Below are 12607 nucleotides of genomic sequence, written 5' to 3'. Positions count from 1 at the left end.
GGCGGCACGGCGACGGGCAGCGGCGGCACCGCCGCCGCGGGCGCGACGGGGGCCGCGGGCGCGACGGGGGCCGCAGGCGCGCTCGCCTGGTCCAGCGGAGCGGCGTCGCGCGCGGAGTCGGCGTCGACCATCCGCGATCCGGCGACCCGATCGTGCCATCCGCGGTGCCACGGGGAGCCGTCGAACAGGGGCGAGAAGTACCCGACGACGATGGCGGCGCCAAGGCCCCAGATCACGTTGCGCAGGAAGGCGCGGCCGAACCCGAGGGGCGCCCCGTCGTCGTCGCGGACGAGCCGCACGCGCAGGGCGCGCATGCCCGGCGTCCCGCGACGGGTGCCCTGCCACCAGCTGTAGAGGAGGACCCAGCCGATCGCGAGCAGGCCGACGACCGCGGAGAGCGTCAGCGTGAGCCACAGCGGGCCGTTCATCGCGACCCACACCGTGACGCCCGAGAGCACGGACATCACCGCGCCGACGATGAGCATGTCGACGATGTAGGCGCCGGCGCGCCGGCCGAGCGGAGCAGGGCGCGGCGCGTGCGCAGCGGCCGGCAGCCCGTACCCGGGCGGCAGCGGTGCGCGGTGGGGATTCGACGCGGTCATGTCAGCCATCCTTCCGTCGATCGGCCGCGGCGGCGCGCAGCCTCCGGATCCACGACGATCCGGTCCTGCGCCGCAGCGAGCGCAGGCTCAGTCGGGCGCGCAGGCGACTCCAGAATGTCGCCTTCTCGCCCATCCCGTCCACCAGGGCGTCGACCTCGCTCCAGAACGCCGCGACGAACTCGGGGTCGGGCTCGCCCGGCCCGAAGACGCCGGCGTCCGCGCGCGCGGCGAGGTCGGTCACGCGCGCGTCCTCGAGGGTCGCGACGAGCACGGCGGCCTCCTCCGAGCGCGTTCCGCCGGCCGACGCGCCGTCGAGCGGGTACGCGCGGTAGTCGACGGCGCGATCGCGCAGCTCATCCCAGCCGCCGCTGATGCGGTCGGCCGCGCGCTCTGCCGCGCGCCGTCGGCGACGGCGGGCGGCCTTCACGGCGCCGATCACGACGAAGGGCGCGAGCAGCAGGAGGAGGACGGAGACGCCGGCCCCGCCCACGAGGAGGATCAGGCCGAGAGCGCCGTCCTCGGGCTCGGCGTCCTCATCCGCCTTCCGATCGTCGGGCACGAGCGGCGGAAGCTCGACCGGCTCCTGCGGAGGCGGAGGCGGCTGCAGCACCTGCGGCTTGGGTGCGCTCTTCGGCCGGGTCGTCTGGTCGTTCGGCTGCTGGTCCTCGGGCGGCGTGGGGTCGAAGGCGACCCACCCGGCGTCCTCGAAGGCGATCTCGACCCACGCGTGCACGTCGTCGCCCGTGACGACGTACGGGTTCTCCGCCGTCTCGTCCTCGCCGGGGTGGAAGCCCAGCACGACGCGCGCCGGGATGCCGAGCTCCCGCGCCATGAGCGCCATCGCGACCGCGTACTGCTCGTCGTCGCCGACCATCTGCTCGGCGCCGAGCAGGCTCGCGATGCGCTGCGACCCGTGCCCCGCGCGGGAGGGGACCTCGCCCTCGAGACCGTGGCTGAAGAAGCCGCCCTCCGAGAGGAACGACGTGAGGGCGCGCGCCTTCTCGATCGGCGTGCGCGCCTCCGCGACCGCGTCGGCGGCGAGCTCGGCGACATCGCCGGGAACGTCGACGGGCCGCGGCAGGTCGACGTCCGCGAAGTCGTCGTCCGCGAGCGCCTCGTCGGCCGACGTCGGCGGGATGACGACATCGGCGGTGTACCGATCGCCCTCGCGGAGCCCGTCGCGGACGACCGCGGTGCCCGTGTCGGCGTTGTAGTACGCGCTGCGGCGCAGGCTCTCTCCGCGGTCGCCATCGAACGCGAGGCTGCGCACCGCACCGGCGGCCGGAACCCAGACCCCCTCGTAGCCGCCGACCTCGACCGTGAGGCGCGCGGCCTCCCCCGCAGCCCCCTGCGCCATGTTCGAGCGGATGGGGGTGAAGTCGCTCGACGAGTCGGCGACGTCGTAGACCACTCCTGAGTAGGCGTCCATCGTCGCGAGTCGCAGGCGGGCCCCGCTCGGCAGGCCCCGGACCGTGAAGAGGGCGTCCTCGTCGAAGTCGCGCACGTAGAGCCGGAACGACTGCAGGGGGCTCGGGTACTCGCGGATGTCGAACGGCGGGATGATCACCTCGCGCAGCACGTAGCGGGTCTCGTTCGCGGGCGCGAGGGCGAGTGAGACCGCGCCCGCACCCGCCGCGATCGCGAGGACGACGGCGCCCGACACGACCCGGCGGACGACGCTCGAGCGACCCCCGTCGGCCTGTGGCGACTCGGTCGTCGCGACCGCGCTCCGCTGCGGCGCGAGCGCCGTCCGCAGCGCGAGCCAGGCGACCGCGACGACGGCGAACACGGCCGCCTGCACGAACGGCGCGGCGGGCTGCGCCGTCCCGAGGGCGATCTGGAGCACGAGCAGCGCCGCGGCGGGCACGAGCGTCCAGGCCGCGGGGACGACGCGCAGAGCGAGGCTCCCCGCGAGCGTCGCGAAGGCGAGCGAGAGGAGGAGCGGCACGATGAGGTGCCCGTCGGCGGCCGCGACCGGCGCGATCGAGGTGAGCAGCGACTTCCACGACGTCACGACGCCCGCCGCCAGCTGGCGGAGCGTGTCGATGGTCGGGATCATCCCGCCGATCGCCGTGTGCGGCAGCGCGAGCGCCCCGCCGAGCACGAAGTACACGGCCACGGCGGCCGCCGCGAGCAGGAGGACGCTCCACCGCCGGACGGCACCCGTCCAGGCGATCCCGAGCCCGAGCACGAGGCCGGCGAGCGCGGGGATCAGGTACTGCGGTCCGTCGAAGGTCGGCGCGAAGCCGATCACGGGGACGAGCAGGAGCAGCGCGACCGCGCCCAGGTCGATCGCGTCGCCGCGCCATCCGCCGAGGCGCCCGCCGTCGCGCGCGCTCATCCGAGCACCTTCCGCAGCGCGCGCGGCAGGTCGTCGACCGTCGCGAGGGTGAGCACGTCGGTCTCGCCGATGCGCCGGCGCCCGGTATCCGCGTCGGCGGCGGCCACGACGATGAGCGTCCGTGCGCCGAGCGGCAGGCGCGACGCGGCGTCGCGGAGGTCGGCGGGGTCAGCCGTGCTGCCGCACAGGAGCACGACGACGCTCGCGAGCGGAGCCGCGGCGGCGACCGCGCCGGCGAGGTCGGCCACCCTCCCCGCCCGCGCCCGGCTGTGCTCGACGCCCGAGAGCGAGTCGAGCAGCTGGCGACCGGTGCCGGCGCGAAGCGGACCGGCCGGCGTCCGCACATCCACGTGGAAGGCGTCGCGGATGGCGCGCAGGCCCAGCGACCCGCCCGCCGAGATCGCGGTCTCGAACTCCTCGGGCGACGCGTAGTCGGCGGTCGCGGTCGACAGGCCGATGACGAAGTGCGAGCGGCGGGTCTGCTCGTACGTGCGCATCATGAGCGTGCCCGTGCGGGCGGTCGAGCGCCAGTGCACGTGACGGAGGTCGTCGCCGGGCTGGTACTCCGAGAGCGCGTGGAAGGCGATGTCGTCGCGCGCGAGGTCGCGCGTCTCCATGCCCTCGAGATCCCGCACGAAGCCGATCGACTGCCCATCCAGTCTCACCGTGCGGGGGTGGACGTACAGGTCGACGGGCTCGTCGCGGCGGTCGATCCGCTCGTACAGCCCGAGCGGGTCTCCCCGCACGATGCTCACGGGCCCGACCGGCAGCACGGCGCGGCGCTGGGTCGGGATCGCGAACAGCTCCTCGATCGACTCCTCCGGCGCGAGCTGCGGGATGCCGAAGACGCCGCGCCCCGATCCGACCGGCAGGACGATCCGGGAGGGGAGGATGGCGCGGCTGCCGGTGTTCGCGAGCCGGAGCGCGCCGACCGCGCGCTCGCCGACGACGACGCGCGTGCGCGTGAGGTCGAGCTCGACGTCGTACGACGTGCGCCCGAAGAGGAAGCCCGCGCAGAGCACGAGGGTCGCGGTGAGGATGGCCGCGATCGCGCGCACCTCGACCCACCCGAACGCGATGCCGAGGACCCACAGCGCGACGGCGGCGACGAGGAGGACCCAGCCGAGCGGACGGACGACGGCCGCGACGACGCGGATGCCGCGCCATCCGCGCGCGAGGACGTAGCGGAGGACCGCGGCCCAGCCTGCCCGCTCCTCCGCCTGCTCGGCCTCGACCGCCTCGGGCGCCTCCGCGCTCATCGCACCTGCGGCGCCGGCACCTGCGACACGACGCGTGCGATCACGCGCTCCGCGGACGCGCCCGAGAACTCCGCCTCCGGGTCGAGCACGAGGCGGTGGGTCCAGACCGGGCCGGTGAGCGCCTTGATGTCGTCGGGAAGGACGTAGTGGCGCCCGAGCGACGCCGCACGCACCTTGGCGAGGCGCACCATCGCGATGGCGCCGCGCACCGAGACGCCGAGCATCGTGTCGGAGTCGTCCCTGGTCGCCTCCGCGAGCTCGGCGGCGTAGCGCAGCACGCTGGGCTCGACGTGCGCGGTCGCCGCGAGGTCGGCCATGTCGGCCACGGCGCCCGTCGTGATGATCGGGGTGAGCCCCGCGGAGGGGTTGCGGTCGGCGGAGCCCGCGAGGATGCGCTCGGTCACCTCGACCGTCGGGTACCCGATCGAGGTCTTGATGAGGAAGCGGTCGAGCTGCGCCTCGGGCAGCTTGTACGTGCCCGCCTGCTCGATGGGGTTCTGCGTCGCGATCACGAGGAAGGGGCGGCCCACGTCGTGCGCGACGCCGTCGACCGTGACGCGCGACTCCTCCATGACCTCGAGGAGCGCGGACTGCGTCTTGGGAGAGGCGCGGTTGATCTCGTCCGCGAGCACGATCGACGCGAACACGGGCCCGCGGTGGAACTCGAAGCGGTGGCTCTGCTGGTCGTAGATCGTCACACCGGTGACGTCGCTCGGCAGGAGGTCGGGGGTGAACTGGATGCGGTTCGAGGTGCCCTGCACGGTCGCCGCGAGCGCCTTCGCGAGGCTCGTCTTGCCGGTTCCGGGTGCGTCCTCGAGCAGCACGTGGCCCTCGGCGAGCATCGCCGAGAGCACGAGCCCGACGACGTCGCGCTTGCCCATGAGGGCGCGGTCGACGTTGTCGACGAGGCGCGCGAAGGTCCCCTCGAACCAGGATGCCTGCTCGGGCGTCATCGTCATGCGTGTTCTCTCTTCTCAGGTGGGCGGTCAGCGCCAGACGACGGACTGCGCGTTGCCCCAGCCCTCGATGTGGACGTAGACCGTGTCGCCGGGCGTACCGAAGTAGCAGTGCGGGTTCTTCCCGACGTAGATGGAGCCGTTGGCGGGGATGTGGATGACGCCCACGTCGCGGAACGCGCCGTCGGCGTCGTTGCAGGTCGCGCGGTAGTCGCCCTCGGGGAAGTTCTCCGTGTTGAGGACGAGGTACTCGCAGTTGTCCGTGTCGCAGTTCTTCTCGTCCTTGGCGCTGCGGTCGGGCCCCTGCGTCGTCCACGCCTTCGCCTCGGGCACGGTGGTCGCCTTCGCCGAGACGATCGCGCTCTGCTGCCGCTCGGTGTCCGTCGCGCGGGCTTCGATCGTGTGCGTCGTCGAGTAGCCGTACCGGGCGCTCGTCGAGCCGGTGAGGGCGACATCCTGCCACGCGCCGCCGTCGATGCGGATCTGCATCGCGACGTCGCGCCCGTTCGGCTGCGGTGCGGCCCACGAGTAGGTGATCTCCCGACCGTCGCCCGTGCGCTGGGCGTCGACCGTGGGGTTCCGGACGGGCCCGAACGGGACGACGGCGTTCGACGGCGCCGAGCCCTGGCTCGCCACGGTGCCGTTGCCGGTGCCCAGGGTGGCCGCGTAGACCGCGCGGATGCTGACGGTGTACGACGCGCCGTTCGAGATGCCCTGGGCGATCGTCGATCCGGCGGGGTCCGCGGCCCCCGACCACTGGCTGCTCCACGCGCCGCCGTTGAGCGAGTACTGCCAGCTGATCTCGCTCTCCTTGATGCCGTTGCGCGCGGCCGGGGTCCAGCTCACGGAGATGCTGTTGTCGTGGGGCGCGGCCTTCACGTTCGTGGGCGCATCGGGCGCGGTGTACGCCCGTCGTGGCTCGGACTCCGTGCTCCAGCCGCTCCAGCCGGCCTTGTTCTTCGCCTGCACGCGGAAGCTGTAGTCCGTCTCGGACGTGTCGAGCGTCACGTTCTGCGTCGTCTGGCCACCGGGGACGTCCACCGTGCGCACGAGCTCGCCGCCCCGGAGCACCTGCAGCTGGTAGGCGTCGATCTCGTCGCCGTTCGTCGCCGGCTTCGTCCAGGAGACGGTCATTTGCGCCTGCTCGCCGACCGGCGCCGCCATCTGCGCGGACGGCTGCGCGGGGACGGCCGGAGGGGCCGCCGGGATGTTGGCCGCCGACCAGGCGCTCCAGCTCGACGGGTCGGGCGCCTGGTTGTGCGCGCGCACGCGCACCCGGTAGGCGGTGCCGTTCTCGAGGCCCTCCCACGTGATCTTGTTGCCCGTGACGCCCGTCTTCTGCGAGATCCCGTTGGGCGGCGCGGGCGAGATCTCGAGTGTGAAGCTCGAGACCGGCGAGCCGGGCGTCTCCGGCGTCTCCCAGGTGACCCCGAGGGCGCGATCGCCGAAGGACGGCAGCTTGGGAGCCTGCGGCTGGTCGGGGCGCGCATCGGGGCGCGCGGGCTGGCTGGGCAGCGAGGGCTCGGATGCGCCGACCTCGTTCACGGCGACGACCGTGAACCGGTACTCGACGTTGTTCGTGAGCCCGTCGAGCGTGCACGTCGTCGCGGCGCAGCGCTTCTCGTAGTCGCCCGCGACGCTCGTGACGACGTACTCGGCGATCGTCGCGCCGTTGTCCGACGGCGGCGTCCAGCTGAGCGCGACCTTGCGGTCCTGCACGCTCGAGACCGTGGGCTTGCCGGGCGCATCCGGCACGCCGCGCACGGTGACGCGCACGCGGCCCTCGACCATCCGCGACTGATCCCCCGTCGCGTCGGCGATGCGGTAGCGGACGACCACGGTCCCGTGGAAGTCTGCCGCGGGCGTCACGACGACCTGGTCGCCCTCGGCCGCGACCTCGGCCTCGCCGGTCTCGAGGGTCGCCGAGAGCAGCTCGAGCGGGGTCTCGGGGAACGGGTTCACGTCGTTGTCGAGGACGGGCACGGTGAGCGTCTCGCCCTGGTTCCATGCATCGAAGACGTCGTCGTTCGCGACCGGCAGCGGCTTGCTCGATGCGGTCACGGCCACGCGCACCTCGCCGCGGACGGGGTCGTTGACGCCGTCCGAGACGGTCACGCTGACGGTGCGCTCCGTGCCCGCGCTGTCGGGCTGGGCCTCCACGGTGAGGACGGTGCCGTCGATCGAGACGGCGACATCGCCGGCGTCCGCGGTGGCGGCGACCGCGAAGGTCAGGTCGTCCTCGTCGATGTCGCTCGCGAGCGGCGCGAGGTCGAGCGTGGCGGGGCCGTCGCCCGCCCCCACCGTCAGCTCGCTGTCGACGAACTCGGGCGGCTCGTTCTCGGGTGGGAGCACGTGGATCGGGATGGACAGCGTCGCCTTGGTGCCGCTGGGGTCGTCCGGAGACGTCCCGTCGGTGACCTCGAACGTGATGGCGTCATCGCCCGACCAGCGGTACGCCGAGGTGTAGACGAGGGTCTGCTGGTCGCGCACGAGCGGCGAGCCGTCGCTGTTGCCCGCCTGCACCTTCGCCGCCTCGGTGATGACCACCGGGTCGCCGGTCGCCGAGCGCACGTGGTCCGCGAGGGCGATCTCGACCGTCTCGCCGCTCTGGACGACGACGGGCTCCGTGCTCGTGCGGACGGGGCGGAGGTCGGCTCTCGCGGGGACGTGCACGTACGCCGTCGCGGTCAGGCCGTCCTCGTCGGTCGCGGTGAAGGGGATGAGCTGCCGCTCCTCCCCGATCGACACCCGGAGAACGCCGGCCTCGGGGTCGACGAGCTCGCCGCCGTCCGCCGTCAGCTCGAGGGTGCTCGGCGTGCCATCGGGATCCGAGAGCCGCTCGCGCAGATCGACGTCGGCGGTGAAGTCGTCCTGGATGTCGGCCGGGAGCACATGGGCGTCCTTCGCGACGGGAGCCTGCAGCGGCACCTCGTCGTCGACGGTGACCTGGATCACGCCCTGCGCGCGTGCGCCGTGCTCGTCCTCGATCGTGTACTGGACCGAGGTCTCCATCTCGCGGCCGGGCGCCGTGATCTCGACGTGGCCGGGCAGGGTCTCCGCCTCGAGCCCGTCGACGTCGGGGACCACGAGCCCGTCGGGGACGACGAGCAGCTGCTTGCCCTCGGGGTCGGAGTCGTTGGCGAGGACGGGGACGGCGACGATGCGCCCCGGACGCACGTGGAGCGAGTCGGTCACGGCGTAGGGCGCCTGGTTCGCGGACTCGGCGGGCGCCACTCCCACGCGGATGGTCCCGATCGCCTCGGCGCCGAGCGCGTCGCGCACGCGGTACGTGAAGGTGTCGAGCCCCGCGGCGTCGTCGTAGGCGCGGTAGACGAGATGGTCGACGGCGACCTCGTCGATCGTCCCCCGCTTCGCGGCGGACGCGGGCTCGACGAGCTCGACCGAGTCGCCGTCGGGATCGATGCCGTTCAGCGGGATCGGGATGTTCGCGGTCTCGCCGGCGAGGGCGCGCACGGTCACGTCGGGCGGGTTCGGCGGCGCGTTCGTCTCGGCGTCGACGGGAACCACCTGGATCGTGATGAGGCCGGCGTCCTTCTGCCCGGTCGAGTCGACGACGTCGTAGGTCGCGTACACCGTCTGAGCGACATCGCTCGCGCGGAAGCGCACGGTGTCCTCCGACACGAACATCTGCCCGGCCTCGGCCGACGGCGCCTCCACGAGCTCGGGGGCGACGTGGATCTCGTCGTCGTTCGGGTGGTAGTCGTTGTCGAGGACCGGGATGGTGACGAGATCGTTCGCGCGGACGACCACCTCGTCGTCGTTCGCGACGGGAGGCCGCAGCTTCTCATCGGCGGGGACGGGGATGATCACGACCTCGCCCTCGACGCTCTCCTTCCCGTTCGACAGCCGGTACGTCACCGTGGTCTGCTCCGCGAGCTGGGCGCGGTCCGCGATGCGGAGCGTCTCGTGCCCGAGGACCGAGACGGAGATGCCCGCGTCGTCGGGCACCGACACGGACTGCACGACGAGGACGCCGCCGGCGGGGTCGGAGTCGTTGTCGAGCACGCCGGCGAGCACCTCGCCGCCCGCCGGGAGGAGGGCGAGATCGCGCACCGCGACGGGCGGCAGGTCGCTGCCCTCGTCGGCGACGACGTCGACTCGGACGAGACCCGGCACGCCGTCGGCTCCCGACGCCGCGAGGTACTGCACGTATCTCGTGCCCACGCGCGTCCCCTCCACGGTGAAGGTCTTGTCGGAGAAGTCGGGGGTGATGATGAGCCCCTCCTCCTCGTCGACGCGCGTCAGCCGCAGCGGGTCGATGCTCGCGGAGATGTCGTTCGCGAGCGGGGAGACGGTCGCCTGCTGTCCCAGCCGCACGACGACGTGGTCGGCGTTCGTCACGGGCGGGGCGGAGCCGGCCGGCCGCACGTCGAGCTTGAGCGTGCCCGATTGCGCGAGCCTCCCGTCCGAGACGACCACCTCGACCTCGAGCGGCCCCTGCGCGCCGGAGATCGCACGGTAGGTGATGCGCCCATCCGAGGTGAAGTCCGCCTCGTCGCCCTCGGCGGGGAAGACGTCGACGAGGTAGGTGTCGTCGCCGTCGTCGTCGCGCCAGTCGGGCATGACGTCGTAGGTGACGGTGCCGCCGGTCTCGACCGCGACGGTCGGCGTGCGCGTCTGCTCCGGCCCCGCGTTCTGCGATTCCGGATGCACGTCGATGCGCACGGTCGCGCGGTCCCGCCCTTCGCGGCCGTCGTCGACCTGGTATGTGAAGCTGCCCGAGCCCGTGCGTCCCTCGGGCACCGCGACCTGCAGCGACGTCCCGTTGTGGATGAGCTGGACGTCCGCGAAGTCGGGGCTCCCGTCGGGCAGGGAGACGGTGAGGACGTCGCCGTCGGGATCGGAGTCGTTGTCGAGCACGGGGATGATCGTCGTGCGCCCCGCGCGGACGCCGAACCGGTCGTCTGCCGCGATCGGGACGGTGTTCTCCTCGCTCCGCTCGGGCAGCGTCGTCTCGAGCGTCTCCTCGGTCGTCTCCTCCTCCTGCTCCTCGTCGCCGTCGTCGGGCGGAGTGAGCTCGTCCCAGTTGTCGACGCGGAGCATCGAGTCGCTCGCGAGCCATGCGGCGCCGCTCACGGAGTCGTTGAGCATGACGACGTCGCGGTTCACGCGGAAGACGAGCTCGCCATCGGAGTCGTAGTCCTGCACCGCGGTGGCGAGGTCGTGCGCGTCGCCCGCGCAGTCCCGCAGGAAGTGGCCGGCGCCCGCCCAGGCCGCGTACGCGCATCCGCCGAGGACGACGGGCTCGACCGGGTCGCCGGGGCCCGCGCCGCTCGGGACCGAGACGATCTCGGAGCCGTCGAGGGGGATCGTGACGAGCTCGGAGGCGGTCGCGGCCGTGACGCTCGACGCCGCGGCGGCGTCGAGGGCGAGCGCCGCGTCCTTCCCTCCCGGGACCTCGATCTCGGTGCCGTCGTCGAGGTGCACGACGCCCGTCGACCGGTCGAGCACGACCGCCCGGTCGCCGACCGACGTGATCGAGAGCTCGGCGCCCTTCTCGAGGTCCAGCTCCCGCGCCTCGGGCTCGCCGGGCTCGCCCTCCGGCGTGACGGGGACCGTCACGATGCCCTTCTTCGGCGAGACGGCGTGCACCGTGCCGTCGAGCCCGACCGTGACAGCGGCTCCCTCGCCGAGCTCGGCCACCGGCTCGGCCTCCGCCGGGTCGAACCCGCCGAGGGCCGCGACCGGCGCGACGAAGAGGTCGCCCGACTCCGGGTCGAGGATCGCGACCGTGTCGCCGCCGAGCTCGACCCGCGCGTTGCCGGGGAGCTCGACGCGATCGCCGAGCGAGACGGTCGAGGGGTTCACGACGGCGACCGCCGCATCCGCCTCGTCGACGACGAGGACGTTGCCGCCGTCCTGCCGGATGTCGTAGCGCTCGCTCGTCGTCCGCAGGCTCCCGTCGAGGAGACGCGACTCGTGGTTGAAGTGGCCGACGAGGAGGCTGGATGAGCGCGTGATCCACACGCTCCCGTCGTGCAGGTCGACCTCGGTCGTCGGGTTGCCGTCGTAGGCGAACGCCATCGTGCCGATCGCGAGCGTCGCGGCCGTGACGACCGCCGTGCCGATGAGGGTCTTGCGGCGTGCGCGCAGACGGGTCCATGCCTTCATCCGCGGTCGGCCTCCCCCTGATGCTCGCCTCGCCGCGGGCCGCAGGGAGCGTGGCGGCGCGCGGTCACGGACTTCCAGGGTACCTGTGCCCCCTGATCCGCCCATGCGAGCGCATGGGCACAGGTGCCCACGCCTCAGGGCGCGATGCCCGCGGCGGCCGGGCGGAACCCCGCGCGCACGTTCTCGCAGCACCCGGGGCGGCAGACGTCGAACCACGGGCCGAGCGGCGTCGCGGCCGGCCGCTCCTCGCGCGGCGTGGCGGCCATCCGCTCCTCCACGAGGTCGACGACGCCCGCGACGAACCGCGGGTCGGCGCCCGGCGTCGGCGTGCGCACCGCTCGGAGGCCGGCGTCGGCCGCCGCCTGCAGCGCCTCCTCGTCGAGATCCCACATGACCTCCATGTGGTCGCTGAGGAACCCGACCGGGACGATCGCGACGGCCTCGACCCCCTCCGCGGGCAGCTCGGCGATCCGGTCGCAGATGTCGGGCTCGAGCCAGGGCTGCGAGGCCGGGCCCGACCGCGACTGGTAGACGAGCTCCCACGGGACATCGGCCGCCTCGGGGACGATCGCGGCGGCCCGCTCCATGACCGCCGCGGCGACCGCGCGATGCTGCGCCTCGTAGGCGCCACCCGGCCCGAGATCGAGGTCACGAGGGCCGGATCGCCGCGCGTCGTCGACCGGGATGCTGTGAGTCGCGAAGAGGACGCGCACTCGGAGCCGGTCGGCGAGGAAGCCTCGGATCGCGTCGACGAGCCCGTCGACGAAGGCCTCGACGAACCCGGGGTGGTCGAAGAACTGCCGCACCTTGTCGATCTCGACGACGCTCCCCAGCGCGGTCTCGTCGAGGGCGCGCGCGAAGTCCTCGCGATACTGACGACAGCTCGAGTACGAGCTGTAGGCGCTCGTCGCGACCGCGAGGAGGCGCGTGCGCCCGTCGTCGGCGGCCTCCTGCACGGCCTCGGAGAGGTACGGCGCCCAGTTGCGGTTGCCCCAGTACACCGGCAGGTCGAGGCCCCGCCGGGCGATCTCGGCCTCCAGCGCGGCCTTGAGCGCGCGGTTCTGGGCGTTGATCGGGCTCACGCCGCCGAAGTGGCGGTAGTGGTGCGCGACCTCCTCGAGACGCTCGTCGGGGATCCCGCGGCCCCGCGTGACGTTGCGCAGGAAGGGGATGACGTCGTCCTGCCCCTCGGGGCCGCCGAACCCCGCGAGGAGGATGGCGTCGTAGCGCTGCGGGACGGTCGCGTACGGGGCGCCGTCGCGCGCGGCGGGCGAGGCGAAGGGGACGGATGCCGTGGTCATGGCGTGCTCCTGTCGT

Annotated in this window: 6 protein-coding genes; all 6 read right to left on the bottom strand. The window is 73.4% G+C overall.

Going from position 1 to position 12607, the window contains the following annotated elements; all coding sequences use genetic code 11:
* Positions 1-602, bottom strand: a 602-nt coding sequence (locus PKE79_RS09890; RefSeq protein ID WP_271173531.1) for an RDD family protein, incomplete at its 3' end; no start/stop codon positions are given.
* 1 nt (position 603) lies between these two features.
* On the bottom strand, positions 604-2943 hold the full coding sequence (locus PKE79_RS09885; protein WP_271173530.1) for a transglutaminase TgpA family protein: 2340 nt from the start codon (positions 2941-2943) through the stop codon (positions 604-606).
* Positions 2940-4202: a DUF58 domain-containing protein gene (locus PKE79_RS09880; RefSeq protein WP_271173529.1), complete on the bottom strand. Its 1263-nt coding sequence runs from the start codon at positions 4200-4202 to the stop codon at positions 2940-2942. Before PKE79_RS09880 ends, PKE79_RS09885 begins: the two co-directional genes overlap by 4 nt.
* Positions 4199-5161 carry an AAA family ATPase gene (locus PKE79_RS09875; RefSeq protein ID WP_271173528.1) on the bottom strand — a complete coding sequence of 321 codons (963 nt, stop codon included), beginning with the start codon at positions 5159-5161 and terminating at the stop codon, positions 4199-4201. The genes PKE79_RS09880 and PKE79_RS09875 overlap by 4 nt, the downstream gene beginning before the upstream one ends.
* Before the next feature lie 27 nt (positions 5162-5188).
* The gene (locus tag PKE79_RS09870) at positions 5189-11290 is read right to left on the bottom strand and encodes an Ig-like domain-containing protein (RefSeq protein ID WP_271173527.1); all 6102 of its coding nucleotides are present in this window, start codon (positions 11288-11290) and stop codon (positions 5189-5191) included.
* A 134-nt stretch (positions 11291-11424) separates the two neighbouring features.
* Entirely contained in the window at positions 11425-12591 is a 1167-nt protein-coding gene (locus PKE79_RS09865; protein WP_271173526.1) for a ferrochelatase, read from the bottom strand.
* Positions 12592-12607: the final 16 nt, after the last annotated feature.

This window comes from Microbacterium barkeri, from assembly GCF_027921765.1.
GTDB classification, from domain to species: domain Bacteria; phylum Actinomycetota; class Actinomycetes; order Actinomycetales; family Microbacteriaceae; genus Microbacterium; species Microbacterium barkeri.
This window is presented reverse-complemented; position numbering and strand designations above follow the sequence as displayed.